Here is a 17,930-nt window from a genome sequence, read left to right as displayed (position 1 = left end):
TTTGATTTATAGAAGCGAAACGAGAGGGGTCAGGATAACCGTCACGGCCTCATAGCCGATATTTACGAGCGGACGCAGCCAGTAGCGCGTCAACGTGCCCGTCATCACGAGCGCCATCACGATGAAGAATCCGTATGGCTCGATGCGCGCGAGCGCCATCGCCGGGCGCACGGGCAACAGCGCCGTCAGCACGCGGCCGCCGTCGAGCGGCGGCAACGGAAAGAGGTTCAGCACGCCGAGCACCAGGTTCACGCCGACGCCCGCACCCGCCATGCGCGTGAAGAACGGCTCGTCGACATTCATCGCTGCGAGCGCGACACCAAATATGCCCCAGATGAGCGCCTGCGCAAAATTGCACAACGGCCCGGCGAGCGCGACCCACATCGAGCCCCAGCGCGGATTGCGCAGGTTGCCGAACGCGACGGGCACGGGCTTCGCGTAGCCGAACATGAATGCGCCGCTCGTGGCGAAGTACAGCACGAGCGGAATCACGATCGTGCCAATCGGGTCTATGTGCCGCATCGGATTGAACGACACGCGGCCGAGCACGTACGCGGTGTTGTCGCCGAGCATGCGCGCGACGTAGCCGTGAGCCGCCTCGTGCAGCGTGATCGCGAAGATCACCGGTAATGCGTAGACGACGATGGTCTGTATCAGGGAGGAATCCATATCGCTCTATTGTAACAACGGCGCCTTGCGGCACTGTCGGCTTTCGTTCATGTGATTTTTATGCCGTCTCTTCAAGACCGAACGGCGCGAGCGAGCCGCGCCCCGGCCGCACCAGCACGGGCTCTTCGCCCGTCAGGTCGATCACCGTCGACGGCTCGCACGGACACGCGCCACCGTCGATCACCAGATCCAGTTGCTTTTCCAGTTTCTCGCGGATTTCTTCCGGATCGTTCAGCGGCTGCGTCTCGCCCGGCAGGATCAGCGTCGAGCCGAGCAGTGGCTCGCCGAGTTCTTCGAGGATGGCGAGCGTGATCGCGTGGTCGGGCACGCGCAGGCCGATCGTCTTGCGCGACGGATGCGACAGGCGCCGCGGCACTTCCTTGGTCGCCTGCAACACGAACACGTAGGGACCCGGCGTCACCGATTTGATCAGACGGTATTGGCGATTGTCGACGAGCGCGAAGTTCGCCAGCTCGGACAGATCGCGCACGAGCAGCGACAGCAATTGCCGATCGTCGAGGCCGCGAATGCGCCGCACGCGGTCGACAGCATCCTTGTTGTCGAGCTGGCACGCGAGCGCGTAGCTGGAATCCGTCGGCAGCGCGACCACGCCGCCGCCTTCGATGATCTGCGCCGCCTGCTTGATCAGCCGCGGCTGCGGATTGTCCGGGTGAAGCCGAAAATATTGGGACATGATGTCGGTCAGAAGGTCGGGAATCGGCAGACAGCAAGCAAAGGCTCATGCAGCGCGCGTGACCGCGCAGCACGCGAATCCAGAGCTTACAGCCAACGTTCCCAGACTGGCTTCAGATCGGACGGCAGCGGCGGCAAACTGCCGAGATCGACGCGGCCTTCGCCCGCCGCATGAAAGTCGGACCCGCGCGATGCCTCAAAGCCGAAGCGGCGCGCGACGTCCGCATACTCGCGATACTGATCGGGCGTGTGGCTACCCGTCACGACTTCGATTGCCTTGCCGCCAAGATCGATGAATTCCGCGAACAGCGCGTCGAACTCGGTCTGCGTGTAGGCATAGCGGCCCGGATGCGCGATCACCGCTTCACCGCCCGACACCCGGATCCAGTTGACGGCGTCGGCGAGCTTCGACCAGCGATGCGCCACGTAGCCCGGCTTGCCGTCGCCGAGAAAGCGGTTGAACACGTCCTGCGTGTTTTCCGCGTAGCCGCTCTCGACCATGAAGCGCGCGAAGTGCGTGCGCGAAATCATGTCGGGATTCGACACGAACTTCAGTGCGCCTGCGTACGCGTCGGGAATGCCGAGCGTGGCCAGCTGCTCGCCGATCGCTTCCGCCCGCGCGGCGCGGCCATTGCGCGTGCGCTCGAGCCCTTCGACGAGATCCTTGCAGGCAGGATCGACATGCAGGCCGACCACGTGAATGGTGCGCGACGCCCATGTCACCGAAATTTCGACGCCGCTCAAATACTGCATGCCGAGTGCTTCGGCCGTTTCGCGCGCTTCGACCTGACCGCTGATTTCGTCGTGATCGGTGAGCGCCCACAGCGTCACGCCGCCGGCATGCGCGCGGCGCGCGACATCGGCGGGCGCGAAAGCGCCGTCGGAAACGGTGGAATGGCAATGCAGATCGGCGTTCATCGTTTTATGGATAGCGTGATCCGACCATTTTACTGCAACGCAGTAAGCACACGCAGAGGATTCGTCGAGACAAATGTAGAACGCGCACTACACGCAAAACGCTTCGATCAGCGCCGCGACCTGCTCCGGCTGGTCGTGGTGAACCATGTGGCCCGCATCGTCGATGATGGCTTCGCGCCAGTCGGGAAACGCCTGGAAACGCGCCTTGAATTCGTCGAGCGGAATGTTGCCCGCCAGCACCGCGAGGGTCGGCGATACAGCGGCTTCCACGTGCAGCACCTTGGCGCGCACGTTCGCCCAGACGGCCATCACTTCGTCGAGCCGGTACAGCAGTGGCCCGCGAATCTTGTGCGCGGGATCGGCGAGCAGCATGTAGCCGCCCTCGCCGTCCGGCTTCGACCAGTGCTGCGCGAGAAAGCGCGCGCGCTGCGGGTCCAGGCGTTCGTTGGTCTTGATGAGACGCGCAGCGACGTCGTCGAGCGTCGCGTAGCGGCGCAGCGTCGGCGGCTCGCGCAGTTCGTCGAGCCACGACGCGATCCGGCGCGGCAACTGCGCGGGCTTCGACGGCGGGAGCCCGAATCCCTCCAGATCGACTACGCGGCGCACGCGCTCGGGCCTTGCGCCGGCATACAGGCACACGACGTTCGCGCCCATGCTGTGCCCGACGAGGTTTACTTCGCCCGTTGGCGCGTAGTGGTCGAGCAGCGCGTCGAGGTCGGCCAGATATTCGTGGAACCAGTAATGACCGCCGTTCTGGTGCGCGACGGGCCAGTCGGACAGGCCGAAGCCGCGCGCATCGGGCGCGATCACCTGCCAGTCGTTCGCGAGCACGTCGACGACGAACTGGAACGACGCGGCGACGTCCATCCAGCCGTGCAGCATAAAAAGCGTCGGCGCATCGGGATTGCCCCAGCGACGCACGTGCAGGCGCACGCCGCGCACGGTCACGAATTCGGATACGGAAGGTTTGAGCGGACGGTTCATGATGCGAGCGCAGAAAAAGAATGGTCGTTCTATTATATCGGGATCGCCGTGCCGCCGCTTGGTCCGAGCCTGAAACAGGCTCAGTCGGCCGGGCGCTGCTGGGCGTCGAGACCCGCCAGCGCGGCGAGTTCTTCCTCTTCGAAACCAGCGTCGCGGCGCGCTTCGAAATTGAACGGACCGCGCAGTTTCGGCGCGTGATACTCGTCGGAAAGACGCAAGTAGGTTTGATGTGCGTCGATGCCCGCCTCGTCGCACAGATGCCGGAACCAGCGGTTGCCGATCAGCACATGTCCGATTTCGTCGCGCAGGATCACGTCCAGAATCGCCGCCGACGCGTGATCGCCTGCTTGTTGCAGGCGCGCGCGGATCGGCGGCGAGGCGTCGAGCCCGCGCGCCTCGAGCGTGCGCGGCACCAGCGCCATGCGCGCGAGCACGTCGCCGCGCGTGCGCTCGCACATGTCCCACAAACCGTCGTGCGCCGGAAAGTCGCCGTACGCATGGCCGAATTCGGCCAAACGCGCCGACAGCAGCGAAAAGTGATGCGCCTCTTCCGACGCGACCTTTAGCCAATCGACGTAAAACGCGTCGGGCATGCCGCCGAAACGCCACACGGCGTCGAGCGCGAGGTTGATTGCGTTGAACTCGATGTGTGCGAGCGCGTGCAGCAACACCGCGCGCCCTTCCGGCGACTGCATGCTGCGTCGCCCGAGTTTGCGCGGCTCGACCAGTTCGGGCTGCGCGGGGCGCCCCGGCAGATCCGTCGGCTCGTCCAGCACACGCCCCGGCGAAACGACCGCCTCGCCTGCCTGTACGCGCGCGTAAAGCGCCTGCGCCGCAGCGGCTTTGGCCGCGGGAACACGCTCTGCCAGCACAGCGAGCGCTTCGGAACGGGCGCAAATCATCGGATGGGGACGGATCGACTCGGGGGCATGCATCGCGAAACGGGAACCAGCAAAAAAGGACAAAAACGAGCGATTCTGACACGGCGTTGCCCGCGCGCATGCTTCGCACGGACCAATGGCACAACCGTTTACAATACGCGATTCGACCATGCCGCGCGGGATGCCGCCATTTCGCGCAAATCGCCTCGTCGCCATCCCGACGACAGCAACCGTCTTGCATGAGACCAGAGGAGACACTGTGGCAATCTACAAGCTTGGCGACGCCGCCCCGACCATCCACGAAAGCGTGTTCGTCGCGGACACGGCGACCATCATCGGCAAGGTGACCGTCGAAGAAAACGCGAGCATCTGGTTCGGCGCGTCGATTCGCGGCGACAACGAGCCGATCACCGTCGGCAAGGGCACTAACATACAGGAAGGCGCCGTCCTGCACGCCGACCCGGGTTTCCCACTGACGCTCGAAGCGGGCGTGACGGTTGGCCATCAGGCGATGCTGCACGGCTGCACGGTCAAGGAAGGCGCGTTGATCGGGATTCAGGCCGTCGTCTTGAATGGAGCGGTAATCGGCCGCAATTGTCTGGTTGGCGCAGGCGCCGTCGTTACCGAGGGCAAGGTTTTTCCTGACAATTCCCTGATTCTCGGATCACCCGCAAAGGTTGTCCGGGAACTGACTGAAGCAGATATCAAAGGCCTGAAGCGCGCTGCGGACATCTACGTGGAGCGCAGGGATTATTTCAAGGCGCAACTCGTGCGCATCGGCTAGGGCCGACCGCACGGCGCGCCACGCGTGGCCTTCCCACCGCGCGGTTCGACCGAGGAAAAGTTGTGAGTGACCAGTTGCAGAAATTCATGTTCAGCGCGGCGCCCGTTCGCGGCGAGATCGTTTCGCTGAGCAACACGTGGCAGGAAGTCCTGACGCGCAGAAGCTATCCGGCGCCCGTGCGGACCATGCTCGGCGAGATGATGGCCGCGTGCGCGCTGCTGTCGGCGAATCTGAAGTTCGATGGCACGCTGATCATGCAGATCTTCGGCGACGGCCCCGTGAAGATGCTCGTCGTGCAGTGCAATTCGGACCTGTCGATGCGCGCGACCGCCAAGTTCTCCGGCGACACCGCGCACACGATCGCCGACGACCTGTCACTCGTCGATCTCGTCAATCCGGGCGGTCACGGCCGTTGCGTGATCACGCTCGATCCGAAGAACAAGGTTCCCGGCCAGCAACCTTATCAGGGCATCGTGCCGCTGTCGGACGAAAACGGGCCGCTCACGTCGATGGCGCAAGTGCTCGAGCACTACATGCATCATTCGGAGCAGCTCGACACGCGCATGTGGCTTGCCGCGAACAACGAGCGTGCGGTCGGCATGCTGCTGCAGAAGCTGCCCGGCGACGGCGGCATCGTCCCGCATCCGGGCGACATCGACGCCGATACGTGGGACCGGCTGTGTACGCTCGGCGGCACGCTGTCGCAGGACGAAATGCTGGCGGAAGACCCGAACACGCTGTTCCGGCGCCTGTTCTGGCAGGAGAACGTCCAGCATTTCGAGCCGACGCGAACCCGCTTCGAGTGCACGTGCTCGCGTGCGCGCGTGGGCAACATGCTGAAAATGCTGGGCCGCGAGGAAGTGGACAGCGTGATCGAAGAGCGTGGCCACGTCGAGATTCACTGCGAATACTGCAACCAGCGCTATGAATTCGACCCTGTCGACGTGGCGCAACTTTTTGTCGCGAGCGGGCTCTCACAGGGAGTGGCGCCCGCTGCCGAGCAGCGGCACTAAAGCTGGACTATCCGCGTCGCTCCGCCCCGCTACGGGCGGGCGACGGCGCGGTATCATCGGATACTGGCGGCCGCGTGCTTTCCGGCCATCGATTTGCTTAGGTATCCGACCGATGGAGGTCGAAATGAATGCCCCTTCGCTGTTCCAACCCGTACACCGGATAGCGGCGCTTGCGCTCGTTGCGGGCGCGATGGCGCTGTCGGGCTGCATGCTGGACCCGCCCGGCCCGTCGCCGATCTATAGCCGCCTGCCTGCGGACCAGTCGGGCATCGCCGCGACTGCGCAACCGCTCACACCGGAAGAACGCGCCCGCTACGATGCAATCGACAAGCAGGTGATGGCCGAGCAGAACCAGGCCATGGCCGCCGACGCCGCCGCGCAGGCGTATTCGCGCTACGCCGCGCCGCCCGTCTCCGTGTATGGCAGCTACTACAGCGGCGGATGGGGACACGGCTGGGGCACGGGCATCGGCTACGGTTATGCGCCGGGTTGGGGCTGGTGAGCGGCACATCGGTCTGAATGCCGGAACTCCCGCCCGCGGTTCGTCCCGCCAAACAAAAAGGCGCGGTTCATTGCGAACCGCGCCTTTTTTCATGATCCTGCCGCACCGGCTTTACACCGCACCAGCATCAACCCGGCTTCTTCTCCTTCGGATCCTTTTTCGCGTGCTTGCGATCCGGCTTCGCGCGCGATTCCGGATTCGGCACCACGCGCAGCGGCGCGCCCGTGATCTGTCCGCGCGTCGACGTACTCGACTGCGGCACGTTCAACGCCGACGATGGCGCATTCGGCGACACGAACTGCACGAACACCTCGCTGTCCTTGACCATGCCCATTTCGTAGCGGGCGCGCTCTTCGACGGCGGCCGTGCCGTTCTGCAGATCCTGCACCTCGCCCTGGATGCGCTCGTTGCGCTCCTTCGCGTCCGCGTTCTTTTTCAACTGCTGCGCCAGTTCCTGTTGCAGTTCGTGAACGCGCAGCCAGCCGCCATGGCCCCACCACAGAGGGTATTGGATCAGCACCAGCAGGACGAGCAGAACGACGGTGACGAGCCGCATGAAGTGAATTGCAGGGTTGAATGTGCGCCGCCCTGCGCTTTACGCAGGGCGGTAGGGTGAATCAGTAGCGAAGCATAACCGGTTTAACGGTTATTGAGACGGGTTTGTTGACATCAAGCGTCACTTACTCGCGCCAATCCGGCTCATTCGACGGCGTTCAACGCAGGTTGTAGAACGCCGACTTGCCCGGGTAGCTGGCGATATCGCCGAGATCTTCCTCGATACGCAGCAGCTGGTTGTACTTCGAAATACGGTCCGAGCGCGACAGCGAGCCCGTCTTGATCTGACCCGCGTTGAGACCGACAGCGATGTCGGCGATCGTCGAATCTTCCGTTTCGCCCGAGCGGTGCGAGATCACAGCCGTGTAGCCCGCGCGCTTGGCCATTTCGATCGCTGCGAAGGTTTCCGTCAGCGTGCCGATCTGGTTGATCTTGATCAGGATCGAATTCGCGATGCCCTTGTCGATGCCTTCCTTCAGGATGCGCGTGTTCGTCACGAACAGGTCGTCGCCGACCAGCTGGATCTTCTTGCCGAGCTTGTCGGTCAGGATCTTCCAGCCTTCCCAGTCGCTTTCGTGCATGCCGTCTTCGATCGAGACGATCGGGAATTTGTCCGCGAGCGCGCCGAGGTAATCGGCGAATTCCGACGAAGACAGTTGCAGGCCTTCGCCCGCCAGCTGGTACTTGCCGTCGTGGTAGAACTCGCTGGCTGCACAGTCGAGCGCGAGCAGCACGTCTTCACCGGCGCGATAGCCAGCCTTCTCAATAGCTTGCAGGATGGTCGACAGGCACTCGTCGTTGCTGCCGAAGTTCGGCGCGAAGCCGCCTTCGTCACCCACGGCCGTGCTCATGCCGCGGTCCGACAGGATCTTCTTCAGCGCGTGGAACACTTCAGCGCCGCAGCGCAGTGCTTCGCGGAAGGTCGGCTGGCTGACGGGGACGATCATGAATTCCTGGATGTCCAGGCTGTTGTTCGCGTGCGCGCCGCCGTTGACGATGTTCATCATCGGCACGGGCAGTTGCATCGCGCCCGAGCCGCCGAAGTAGCGGTACAGCGGCAGGCCGGCTTCTTCAGCAGCAGCCTTCGCGACAGCCATCGACACGGCTAGCATCGCGTTCGCACCGAGGCGCGACTTGTTGTCGGTGCCGTCCAGTTCGAGCAGCGTCTTGTCGAGGAAGGCCTGCTCGGAAGCGTCGAGGCCCATGATCGCTTCGGAGATTTCGGTGTTGATGTGCTCGACAGCCTTCAGCACACCCTTGCCGCCGTAGCGGCCGGTTTCGCCGTCACGCAGTTCGATCGCTTCACGCGAACCCGTCGATGCGCCCGACGGCACAGCCGCGCGGCCCATCGTGCCCGATTCGAGCAGCACGTCGCATTCGACGGTGGGGTTGCCTCGCGAATCGAGAATCTCGCGACCGATGATATCTACGATAGCACTCATGGTTTCCTCTGAAATGACGATGAATTCTTAAGGTGAGACGTCCGGCTCACTTCGACAGCACGCGTCCGGACGCGTTCGACGACCATCGGGTTGGAGCACGCGCGCGTCGCCGGACAGCGGCGAAGCGCGCGTGGCTGCATCAGTTGAAATCGTTCTCGAGGAACGGCGTGCGCTTCACGGCCTGATCGAGGGTCAACAGCGTTTCGAGCAGATCGGCCATGCGATGCAATGGCACGGCATTGGGACCGTCCGACTTCGCTTCAGCCGGATTCGGATGGGTTTCCATGAACAGACCCGCGATGCCCGTCGCGACGGCGGCACGCGCCAGCACCGGGACGAACTCGCGCTGGCCGCCCGAACTCGTGCCCTGCCCGCCCGGCAACTGCACCGAGTGGGTCGCGTCGAACACGACGGGGGCGCCTGTTTCACGCATGATCGCGAGCGAGCGCATGTCGGACACGAGGTTGTTATAGCCAAACGACACGCCGCGCTCGCACGCCATGAAGCGGTCTTCCGACAGACCCGCTTCACGCGCAGCATCACGCGCCTTGTCGATCACGTTCTTCATGTCGTGCGGCGCGAGGAACTGGCCTTTCTTGATGTTGACGGGCTTGCCCGAACGCGCGCACGCGTGGATGAAGTCCGTCTGGCGGCACAGGAACGCAGGCGTCTGCAGCACGTCGACCACGGATGCCACCTGCTCGATCTCGTGTTCGCTGTGCACGTCCGTCAGAACGGGCAAGCCGAGTTGACGCTTCACTTCGGACAGAATGCGCAAACCCTCATCCATTCCCAAGCCACGAAACGACTTGCCGCTGCTGCGATTGGCCTTGTCGTAAGAAGACTTGTAGATGAACGGAATCTTCAGCTTCGCGCAGATTTCCTTCAGCTTGCCGGCCGTGTCGATCGTCATCTGTTCAGATTCGACGACGCAGGTGCCAGCGATCAGGAAAAACGGCTTGTCGAGGCCGATTTCGAAATCGCCCAGTTTCATACTTTCTCCTCGACGCTCGCTTCGCGATGGGCGCGCGCCGCTTCGACGAATGCCTTGAAGAGCGGGTGTCCGTCGCGCGGCGTCGACGTGAATTCGGGGTGGAACTGAACGCCGACGAACCACGGGTGCATCGAGCGCGGCAGCTCCATCATTTCCGGCAGATCTTCGCTCGGAGTACGGGCGCTGATGATAAGGCCGCCCGCTTCGAGCTGGGGCACGAAGCGGTTATTGACTTCATAACGGTGACGGTGACGCTCGTTCACATCCTTGCCGTAAATCTCTTCGGCCATCGTGCCCGGCTTGATCGGGCAACGCTGCGAACCGAGGCGCATCGTGCCGCCCAGATCGGATTCTTCCGTACGCTTCTCAACCTTACCGTCGCGGTCGTACCACTCGGTAATCAACGCGACCACGCGATTCGGCGTTTCCGGGTCGAATTCCGTGCTGTTCGCATCCTTGAGGCCGACCACGTCGCGCGCGAATTCGATCACGGCCAGCTGCATGCCGAGGCAGATACCGAGATACGGCACCTTCGCTTCGCGTGCATAGCGGATCGCCTTCATCTTGCCTTCCGTGCCGCGACGGCCGAAACCGCCTGGCACCAGCACGGCATCCAGATGCTTGAGGCTGTCGACGCCGCTTTCTTCCACCTCTTCGGAGTCGATGTATTCGATGTTGACCTTGGTCGACGTGTGGATCGACGCATGGCGCAGCGCTTCGATCAGCGACTTGTACGACTCCGTCAGTTCGACGTACTTGCCGACCATGCCGACCGTGACTTCGCTCTTCGGGTGTTCGAGCTTCTCGACGAGGCCCGACCACATCGACAGATCCGCCGGCTTGGCCGTCAGCTTCAGCTCGTCGCAGATCAGTTCGTCGAGGCCCTGGTCGTGCAGCATCTGCGGAATCTTGTAGATGCTGTCGACGTCCCACACCGAGATCACGGCGTCTTCCGGCACGTTCGAGAACATCGAGATCTTCGCGCGCTCGTCGTCGGGAATACGGCGGTCGGCGCGGCACAGCAGCACGTTCGGATAGATACCGATTTCGCGCAGCTTCTGCACGCTGTGCTGCGTCGGCTTGGTCTTCAGTTCGCCCGCGGTGGCGATGAACGGCACCAGCGTCAGGTGCACGAAGCACGCGCTGTTACGGCCCATGCGCAGGCTCATCTGACGCGCGGCCTCGAGGAACGGCAGCGATTCGATGTCACCGACCGTGCCACCCACTTCGACGATGGCGACGTCCGGCTCGCCGCACGTCGCGGATGCCGCGCCGCGTTCGACGAATGCCTGGATTTCGTTCGTGATGTGCGGAATAACCTGCACCGTCTTGCCTAGATAATCGCCGCGGCGTTCCTTGCGGATCACCGATTCGTAAATCTGGCCCGTGGTGAAGTTGTTGGCCTTGCGCATCTTCGTGCTGATGAAGCGCTCATAGTGGCCAAGGTCGAGGTCGGTCTCCGCGCCGTCTTCCGTCACGAACACTTCGCCGTGTTGAAACGGGCTCATCGTGCCGGGGTCGACGTTGATGTAGGGGTCTAGCTTGAGGAGGGTGACTTTCAGACCGCGCGATTCGAGGATCGCGGCGAGGGAAGCGGCGGCAATACCCTTGCCGAGGGAAGAAACTACGCCGCCGGTGACGAAAACATATTTGGTCATCGCTGGATGCTCGCGGGAAAAACGGATTATACCCGAACGTGTGCATCCAGCCCATACCTGGGGCGGCTCGTTCGCGACGATCGAGCATTCTTTTTGAGCATCCACGGGGTCGCTTTTCGCGTGAATGCCCGATGGATTTCGGTTCGCGCGTTTCGTGCCTTGAGTGCGCCGCGGGTTTGTTGCGGGTTTATGTCGCAGCGCAGCCCGGCGTTTCATTTATCCGCGAACGCGGATGCCGTCGCGGGCGAAAATCATTCGAGCCCGCGCAGTATTCTCTGCACGGCGCGTGCCGTTTCGATGGGCCGCTCCATTGGATACAGGTGGCTTCCTTCCATCCACTCGAAATGCTCGCCCGCGATGCGCCGGGTCGCGTGCAGTCCCGCCTGCCGCACCTCCCGCGACCGCGTCCCGGCGACGAAGCCGACGGGCACGGGCGCGCCGCGCGCCAGCCGGCCGCCGAACGTATGCGGCAAAGTCTTGTAGATCCGGTACTCGGTCTGCCGGTCGAAAGCGAGTTCCCGCGTGCCGTCGGCGCCCGCTTGCGGAATGCCGAAATCGACGTAGTCGGACAGAACCCGCTCGTCCCAGCGCGCGAACGCGGGCTTCGAATGGAAGTGGCGCCACGCCTCGTCGCGGCTGCCCCAGCGCGTTCGCCGAGTGCGCGTCGCCGCCGCGGGCGACAGCCGCTCGTCCAGCCCCGTCCATTGCGACACGCGCAGCATGTTGCTGCGCCAGCCCGCGATGACGGGCGAATCGAGCATCACCACGCCGCGCACCCATTGCGGCTTCCTCAGCGCCGCCATCAGTGAAAGATAACCGCCGAGCGAATGCCCGACGAGCCAGACAGGGTTCTCGTAAGCACGCCCGATGTCATCCAGCAACTCCTCGACCAGATGCGGCCAGTCGCGCGTCACGGGATAGCGCGCGTCATGGCCGATCCGCTCGATGAAACGCATGTCGTAGTCGTCAGAGAGTTCGGCGAAGAACGTCCGATACGTGGACGCCGGAAATCCGTTTGCATGCGAGAAATGGATGATGTTCTTCAAGCGCTATGGTCTCCGTTCTGATTTGTTCTCGATCGCGCCGGGCCCTTTGTTACGGGTCCATCCAGTACCGGCGATGCGTCTGCCGATAACGCTCCAGCGACAGCGTCGCACCTGCCTCGATGCGCGCGGCGCCGTCTTCGTCGCTGCGCGAAAGCTCGATGCCACGCGCCCGATACCGTTCGTAGACGCCCGCGTACGGATGATGAAACCGGTTGCGATAGCCTACCTGAAATACCGCGATGGACGGCTCGATAGAGTCGAGGAACGGCTCGGTCGACGAGGTCTTGCTGCCGTGATGCGGCACGAGCAAAATCTGCGCGCGCAATGCGGCGGGCTCGCGCGCGAGCAGCGTGCGTTCGACGGGCGCTTCAATGTCCGCGGCCAGCAAGGCGACGACGGGCTTCTGTCCATCTTCATGCGTTTGGATGCGAGAACTGCGTGCCGCGACGCCCGCCGTGCTCACGCGCAGCACGCAGCAATGCGCGTTCGGCTTGCCTTGCAAGGGACCCGCGTCGGGCCAGAGTATCGCGAAGTCGACACCGTCCCATCGCCAGCGCTGGCCCGCCGCGCAGCGCACCGTTTGGGCGCCCTTCCCGGCCGCCTCGCGCCAAAGTGCGTGGCCTGGCGGAAGTCCCGCCAGCAACTGCCTCACTTCGATGCCTTCGAGCACGGCGGGAGCGCCGCCCGAATGGTCGGAGTCGGCATGGCTGATGATCAGCGTATCGAGCGCCGCGATGCCCGCCGCCTGAAGGTAGGGCACGACGATGCGCTCGCCCGCGTGCGTCGATTCGGGACCCGGACCGGCATCGAACAGCAGCGTGTGATGGGCGGTTTCGACAACGATCGACGAGCCTTGCCCGATGTCGAGCGCCGCGAGACGGAACGCGCCCTCGGCGGGAGCGGCCGATGCCGGCGCCAGTAGCGGCAGCCACGTCAGCGGCGCGGCCCAGCGCAACGGCCAGCCGGCAGGTGCAAGACACCACGCGACGCCGACGGCCGCAAACGCCATCGCCCATGCATCCGGCTGCGGCAATTGCCACACCGTCCACGCCGGACCCGACAGCAGTTGCAGACCGGCTGCGAGCAGATCCAGCAGATGATGCGCGAAACGAAAAGCGAGCGCATCGAGCGGCGCCGGCAACGCGATGCCGGCGATCACGGCAGGCGTCACGAAGACGCTGACCCACGGAATCGCGAACGCATTCGCCACGGGACCGATCAGCGGTATCTGCGAGAAGAAGCACACCGTCAGCGGCGCGAGCGCGATCGTCACCGCGAACTGGACGCGAGCGCCGCTGCGTACGCGCTCTATCAACGCTCCGATCCGCGAACGCAATACGTCGGCGCAGCGCCTCATTAAAGAGCGTTCGCCTTGCTCTTCATCCAGTGGGTCAGACGCCCCGCTTCGCGCGACATGCGCCGACCCCGACATCGCGAACAGAATCGCGCCGACCGCACAAAACGACAGCCAGAATCCCGCCGACACGACCGCCCACGGATCGACCAGCAGCACGAGCCCGAGCGCCCACGCGATCACGACGGAAGGCGCGACGCGCCGTCCGCCGACATAAGCGAGCGCAACGACACCCGCCATCCACAATGCCCGTTGCGCGGGCACGTTGAAGCCCGCGAGGGCCGCATGAAAAGCGGCGAACAGCGCGCCGCCGCCGATCGCCACTTTCTGCGCGGGCACGAGCAACGGCAAGCCGCGTCCGATGAAGAACGAATGCCGCCACAGCATGCCTATCAGCCATCCGGCCAGTCCTGCGACAAAACCGATATGCAAACCGGAAATCGCGACGAGATGGCTCGTGCCCGTGCGCCGCATCAGCAGCCAGTCGGCGGCGCTCACGGCGTCCTGCGCACCGATCGCGAGCGCGACGACGATGCCCATGTGCGGCGCGTCGCCGAGCACAGCGGCGATGCGAGCGCGGATGGTCGATCGCCAGCCGTCGATCAGCACGCCCGCCCCGCTTGCCTTGCCGGGAAGCCGCACAGCACGCGAAGGCGCGCTCACATAACCCGTCGCCCGAACGTCACGCGCGAGCAACACGGCTTCCGCGTCGCGCACGCCCCAGTTCGCGTTTCCGTGCGGACGCTTGAGCCGCACGTTCAGACGCCAGCGCGAACCCGGTTCGAGCACGGGCGGCGGCGCGTCATCCGCGATCCACGACAGTTGCAGCGTGCGGGGAAAACGTTCGACGGGCGCATCGGCTGAATCGACGACGAACAGGAAACGCGTGCCGTCCGCGCTGCGCGTCGGCAGACCTTTGACCCAGCCGCTGACGGCGATATCGCGCCCTTCCCACGCATGCGGCAGTTCAAACGCGAGCCGCGCCTGCGCGCGCCACGCCGCATAACCGAAGCCACAGCACGCCGCTGCACACAGCACGGCGAACCAGCCCGCGCGCGTGGACCACGCGCCGCCGCGTCGCAAGCACGTCCACAAAATCAGACTCAGTGCGCAAACGCACGCGATCAACGCGAACCAACCCGACCACCGCGGCAACGAAGCCTGCTGCTGCAACCACACGACGCCCAACGCAAAACCGCACCACACTGCCCGCATGCCGCCTCCGCAACCGATGCTCGCACAGCGCCACGTTGACATTCATCAGGAACCCGAATCAATGTCGGCGTCAACGCGCCATGCGAGCCAAACAGTGATTATGCAGAGGAAAGCGCGAGCCGCGGCAATGCAGCGTGTGCATTAGCCGTTGTGCCTATCGCCAGCGTGTTTTTGTCGATGCCGCGCTGCTCGGCGAGCATCGCGCCGATAGCAGGAATCTGGTCCGGCGTGTTGCGCTGCCTGTAGAGCCACGAAGGGGCGATATCGGGCGCATCGGTTTCGACGACCAGCGCGTCGAGCGGCAACTGCGCCGCGAGCCGCCGGATCTGCAGCGCGCGTTCGAACGTCACATTGCCGCCGAAACCGAGATGCATGCCGTGATCGATGAACGCCTGCGCCTGCTGGAAACTGCCGTTGAACGCATGCGCGATGCCGCGATTGACGTGAGCTCGCCGCAAGCCCTTCAGCACCTGGTCCTGCGACTTGCGCACGTGGCAAATCACGGGCAGATCGAACTCGCGCGCGAGCTTGAGTTGCTCGTTGTAATAGAACTGCTGCGTCTCGTCGTCGAGCCCCGGCACGAAGTAGTCGAGCCCAATCTCACCGAGACCGACGAAAAGCGGGTCGTCGAGACTCGCCTCGATTTCCATGCGCAGGACATCGAGATCGGACGGCTGCGCCTGCGGCGTGAAAAGCGGATGAATGCCGAGCGCATACGCGCCGCCCTGCACGCGATGCGCCAGTTCCCGCACCGTCGAAAAGTTGCTGCGCGCGATGCCCGGAATCACGATCCGGCTCACGCCCGCTTCGAGCGCGGCGCTCGCCACAGCGTCGCGATCCGCGTCGAATTCGGAAGCGTCGAGATGACAGTGCGTATCGATCCACATGCGCGCAGCCTCGTGTCGAATGGAAAGCGCCCGGCCTCAGACGGGCACGGTCGGCTCCTCGTACAGCACGCCGTCGCGCAGACGCATGATGCGGTCGCAGCGCGCGGCCAGATCGGGATCGTGTGTGACGATCACGAAACTCGTCGACAGCGTGTTCGACAGTTCCAGCATCAGGTTGAACACCGTATCCGCCGTGCCGCCGTCGAGGTTGCCCGTCGGCTCGTCGGCGAGCACGCAGGCGGGCTTCGTGACCAGTGCGCGCGCAATCGCGACGCGCTGCCGTTCGCCCCCAGACAGCTCGCCCGGACGATGCTTCGCGCGATGCGCGAGCCCCACCCGTTCGAGCATGTCATGCGCCTGTTTGCGCGCGTCTTCCGTCGTCATGCGGCGGATGCGCAGCGGCATCGCGACGTTATCGAGCGCGGTGAATTCCGGCAGCAGATGGTGGAACTGATACACGAAGCCGAGCGCGCGGTTACGCAAGTCGTTGCGCTCGCGCTCGGAGAGCTTCGTAAACGGCTTGCCCATCACTTCGACATGCCCGGTGCTCGGATCGTCGAGGCCGCCCAGCACGTGCAACAGCGTGCTCTTGCCGGAGCCGGATGCGCCGACGATCGCAAGCTTCTCGCCGCGTCGCACGGAGAGCTGCGTGTTGTTCAGCACCTGCACGTTCAGGCCGCCCTGAACGAACGCCTTCGAAATGCCCGTAGCTTCGAGCACGTACGGATGCAAACCAGTTTCGTCGGCGGCCATGAGAGTGTTGTTCGGACGATCATTCATAACGCAGCGCCTCCGCCGGACGCACCTTGGCGCCGCGCCAGCTCGGATACAGCGTCGCGAGACACGACAGCACGAACGCGATCACGCCGATCTTGACCACATCGCCGGGCACGAGTTCGGACGGCAGCTCGCTGATGAAATACACCGACGGCGGCAGGAACTGCACGTGCAGCAGATGCTCGATCATCGGCACGAGCCACGGAATGCTCCATGCAATCAGGCAGCCGAGCGCGACGCCGATGCCCGTGCCGACGAAACCGATCGTCATGCCCTGGATGACAAAAATCTTCATGATCGAGCCGGGCTGCGCGCCGAGCGTGCGCAGGATCGCGATATCGGCCTGCTTGTTGGTCACCGTCATCACCAGCGACGAAACAAGATTGAACGCCGCCACCGCGATGATCAGCGTCAGGATGATGAACATCATGCGCTTCTCGATCTGCACGGCCGAGAACCAGGTCTTGTTCTGCTGCGTCCAGTCGCGGATATACAGATCGCCCGACAGCGTGCGCGCCAGCTGATGCGCGACTTCCGGCGCGCGCTGCATGTCCTTCAGCCGCAAGCGTACGCCCGTCGGCGCGGGCAGCCGGAACAGCGCTTCCGCGTCCTTGATGTTGATCAGTGCGAGCGTGCTGTCGTACTCATAGTGGCCGGACTCGAACACGCCGACCACGGTGAACTGCTTGAGACGCGGCAGCAGGCCCGCGGGCGTCATCGTGCCTTCGGGCGCGACCAGCGTGATCTTGTCGCCCGTCGTCACGCCGAGATTCCCGGCCAGATCCCCGCCGAGCACGATGCCGAACTCGCCGGGCTTCAGCTCGTTCAGGTTGCCCGCCTTCATCTCCTTGCCGATATCCGACACTTCCGGCTCCAGCGACGGCTCCACGCCGCGCAGCGCGACGCCGCTCACGGCGTCCTGGCGCGTGAGCAGCGCCTGCGCTTCGACATACGGCGCCGCGCCGATCACTTCCTTGTTCTGCTTCGCCTCTTGCGCCGTCAGCTGCCAGTTCGGCATCGAGCCCGTCGGCGAAAAGATCTCGACGTGCGCAAGCACCGACAGCATGCGGTCGCGCACCTCTTTCTGGAAGCCGTTCATCACCGACAGCACGACGATCAGCGCGGCCACGCCGAGCGCGATACCCGACATCGACACGAGCGCGATGAACGAGATGAAGCCGTTACCCGTGGTGCGTTTGCCGGCACGCGTGTAGCGCCAGCCTATCTGCCATTCGTATGGAAGTTTCAAGCGAGTCCTTTTTCAGCGTGATTGCGCTGTGTTCTGCATTTGCCCTGACTGTCCGCGCGGTCGGCGAAAAACGCCGTCAGGCGCGCGAGAGCCGTGTCGATTGGGCGCGAATTTCGGCCGATGGTTCCAGAACGCCGGCTTGCAGCGGCTTTCCTCATACGGCGCGCCGGCTGTGACGCCGTGCAACGGCGCGCGCAACATCGCACCGTCCGGTGCGCAATCGTTGCGTGAATTGTACGCACCGGCGCGCAAATCACGCATTCGGGCCCGGTCTGATCGCCCGCCATCGCGGATCAACGGGGCGAAGTT

17 protein-coding genes are annotated in these 17,930 nt (G+C 64.1%); 3 read left to right on the top strand and 14 right to left on the bottom strand.

The window, feature by feature from the left end; genetic code table 11:
- Positions 1-6 precede the first annotated feature (6 nt).
- The 5 genes from C2L64_RS06075 to C2L64_RS06055 all read right to left on the bottom strand — a co-directional run bounded on the left by C2L64_RS06075 (position 7) and on the right by C2L64_RS06055 (position 4,199).
- Positions 7-669 carry a site-2 protease family protein gene (locus C2L64_RS06075; protein WP_007580401.1) on the bottom strand — a complete coding sequence of 221 codons (663 nt, stop codon included), beginning with the start codon at positions 667-669 and terminating at the stop codon, positions 7-9.
- A 58-nt stretch (positions 670-727) separates the two neighbouring features.
- Positions 728-1,363 (bottom strand): L-threonylcarbamoyladenylate synthase, encoded by a 636-nt coding sequence (locus C2L64_RS06070; protein ID WP_007580400.1) that lies wholly within the window; start codon positions 1,361-1,363, stop codon positions 728-730.
- 86 nt (positions 1,364-1,449) lie between these two features.
- Complete coding sequence (locus tag C2L64_RS06065; protein WP_007580399.1) at positions 1,450-2,280, bottom strand: 3',5'-nucleoside bisphosphate phosphatase; 831 nt, start codon at positions 2,278-2,280, stop codon at positions 1,450-1,452.
- 87 nt (positions 2,281-2,367) lie between these two features.
- A complete protein-coding gene (locus tag C2L64_RS06060; protein WP_090835865.1) occupies positions 2,368-3,264 on the bottom strand; it encodes an alpha/beta fold hydrolase in 897 nt (298 codons plus the stop codon).
- 80 nt (positions 3,265-3,344) lie between these two features.
- Positions 3,345-4,199: a ferritin-like domain-containing protein gene (locus C2L64_RS06055; protein WP_007737523.1), complete on the bottom strand. Its 855-nt coding sequence runs from the start codon at positions 4,197-4,199 to the stop codon at positions 3,345-3,347.
- Between the two features lie 205 nt (positions 4,200-4,404).
- On the opposite strand from C2L64_RS06055, the gene C2L64_RS06050 reads away from it, so the two are divergent.
- The 3 genes from C2L64_RS06050 to C2L64_RS06040 all read left to right on the top strand — a co-directional run bounded on the left by C2L64_RS06050 (position 4,405) and on the right by C2L64_RS06040 (position 6,444).
- Positions 4,405-4,929, top strand: coding sequence for a gamma carbonic anhydrase family protein (locus C2L64_RS06050; protein WP_007580393.1), 525 nt, complete (start codon positions 4,405-4,407; stop codon positions 4,927-4,929).
- A 62-nt stretch (positions 4,930-4,991) separates the two neighbouring features.
- On the top strand, positions 4,992-5,942 hold the full coding sequence (gene hslO / locus C2L64_RS06045; RefSeq protein ID WP_090835866.1) for an Hsp33 family molecular chaperone HslO: 951 nt from the start codon (positions 4,992-4,994) through the stop codon (positions 5,940-5,942).
- Between the two features lie 124 nt (positions 5,943-6,066).
- Positions 6,067-6,444, top strand: coding sequence for a hypothetical protein (locus C2L64_RS06040; RefSeq protein WP_007737526.1), 378 nt, complete (start codon positions 6,067-6,069; stop codon positions 6,442-6,444).
- A 127-nt stretch (positions 6,445-6,571) separates the two neighbouring features.
- Here C2L64_RS06040 and ftsB read toward each other — a convergent pair whose 3' ends face one another.
- From ftsB to C2L64_RS05995, 9 genes are all read right to left on the bottom strand, one after another.
- Entirely contained in the window at positions 6,572-7,000 is a 429-nt protein-coding gene (gene ftsB, locus C2L64_RS06035; RefSeq protein WP_007580387.1) for a cell division protein FtsB, read from the bottom strand.
- 157 nt (positions 7,001-7,157) lie between these two features.
- Complete coding sequence (gene eno, locus C2L64_RS06030; protein WP_007580385.1) at positions 7,158-8,441, bottom strand: phosphopyruvate hydratase; 1,284 nt, start codon at positions 8,439-8,441, stop codon at positions 7,158-7,160.
- Between the two features lie 139 nt (positions 8,442-8,580).
- Complete coding sequence (kdsA, locus tag C2L64_RS06025) at positions 8,581-9,435, bottom strand: 3-deoxy-8-phosphooctulonate synthase (RefSeq protein ID WP_035990648.1); 855 nt, start codon at positions 9,433-9,435, stop codon at positions 8,581-8,583.
- Positions 9,432-11,093 (bottom strand): CTP synthase, encoded by a 1,662-nt coding sequence (locus tag C2L64_RS06020; RefSeq protein WP_079484974.1) that lies wholly within the window; start codon positions 11,091-11,093, stop codon positions 9,432-9,434. The genes kdsA and C2L64_RS06020 overlap by 4 nt, the downstream gene beginning before the upstream one ends.
- Positions 11,094-11,344: 251 nt before the next feature.
- Positions 11,345-12,139: an alpha/beta fold hydrolase gene (locus tag C2L64_RS06015; protein WP_090835867.1), complete on the bottom strand. Its 795-nt coding sequence runs from the start codon at positions 12,137-12,139 to the stop codon at positions 11,345-11,347.
- Positions 12,140-12,188: 49 nt separating this feature from the next.
- Positions 12,189-14,708, bottom strand: a complete 2,520-nt coding sequence (locus tag C2L64_RS06010; protein ID WP_090835886.1) for a DNA internalization-related competence protein ComEC/Rec2 — start codon at positions 14,706-14,708, stop codon at positions 12,189-12,191.
- Positions 14,709-14,806: 98 nt separating this feature from the next.
- Complete coding sequence (locus tag C2L64_RS06005; protein WP_090835868.1) at positions 14,807-15,595, bottom strand: TatD family hydrolase; 789 nt, start codon at positions 15,593-15,595, stop codon at positions 14,807-14,809.
- A 36-nt stretch (positions 15,596-15,631) separates the two neighbouring features.
- Entirely contained in the window at positions 15,632-16,375 is a 744-nt protein-coding gene (gene lolD, locus C2L64_RS06000; protein WP_007580373.1) for a lipoprotein-releasing ABC transporter ATP-binding protein LolD, read from the bottom strand.
- Entirely contained in the window at positions 16,368-17,621 is a 1,254-nt protein-coding gene (locus tag C2L64_RS05995) for a lipoprotein-releasing ABC transporter permease subunit (protein WP_007580371.1), read from the bottom strand. The genes lolD and C2L64_RS05995 overlap by 8 nt, the downstream gene beginning before the upstream one ends.
- Positions 17,622-17,930 lie beyond the last annotated feature (309 nt).

Origin of the sequence: Paraburkholderia hospita, assembly GCF_002902965.1 — a bacterium.
Lineage (GTDB): Bacteria > Pseudomonadota > Gammaproteobacteria > Burkholderiales > Burkholderiaceae > Paraburkholderia > Paraburkholderia hospita.
The sequence above is the reverse complement of the archived record's forward strand: the minus strand, read 5'-3'. Positions and strand labels throughout refer to the sequence as shown.

Excerpts from the sequence above, each read along its gene's own strand:
- C2L64_RS06075 (WP_007580401.1), bottom strand. The coding sequence starts at position 669 with ATGGATTCCTCCCTGATACAGACCATCGTCGTCTACGCATTACCGGTG.
- C2L64_RS06070 (WP_007580400.1), bottom strand. The coding sequence starts at position 1,363 with ATGTCCCAATATTTTCGGCTTCACCCGGACAATCCGCAGCCGCGGCTG.
- C2L64_RS06065 (WP_007580399.1), bottom strand. The coding sequence starts at position 2,280 with ATGAACGCCGATCTGCATTGCCATTCCACCGTTTCCGACGGCGCTTTC.
- C2L64_RS06060 (WP_090835865.1), bottom strand. The coding sequence starts at position 3,264 with ATGAACCGTCCGCTCAAACCTTCCGTATCCGAATTCGTGACCGTGCGC.
- C2L64_RS06055 (WP_007737523.1), bottom strand. The coding sequence starts at position 4,199 with ATGCATGCCCCCGAGTCGATCCGTCCCCATCCGATGATTTGCGCCCGT.
- C2L64_RS06040 (WP_007737526.1), top strand. The coding sequence starts at position 6,067 with ATGAATGCCCCTTCGCTGTTCCAACCCGTACACCGGATAGCGGCGCTT.
- ftsB (WP_007580387.1), bottom strand. The coding sequence starts at position 7,000 with ATGCGGCTCGTCACCGTCGTTCTGCTCGTCCTGCTGGTGCTGATCCAA.
- eno (WP_007580385.1), bottom strand. The coding sequence starts at position 8,441 with ATGAGTGCTATCGTAGATATCATCGGTCGCGAGATTCTCGATTCGCGA.
- kdsA (WP_035990648.1), bottom strand. The coding sequence starts at position 9,435 with ATGAAACTGGGCGATTTCGAAATCGGCCTCGACAAGCCGTTTTTCCTG.
- C2L64_RS06020 (WP_079484974.1), bottom strand. The coding sequence starts at position 11,093 with ATGACCAAATATGTTTTCGTCACCGGCGGCGTAGTTTCTTCCCTCGGC.
- C2L64_RS06010 (WP_090835886.1), bottom strand. The coding sequence starts at position 14,708 with ATGCGGGCAGTGTGGTGCGGTTTTGCGTTGGGCGTCGTGTGGTTGCAG.
- C2L64_RS06005 (WP_090835868.1), bottom strand. The coding sequence starts at position 15,595 with ATGTGGATCGATACGCACTGTCATCTCGACGCTTCCGAATTCGACGCG.
- lolD (WP_007580373.1), bottom strand. The coding sequence starts at position 16,375 with ATGAATGATCGTCCGAACAACACTCTCATGGCCGCCGACGAAACTGGT.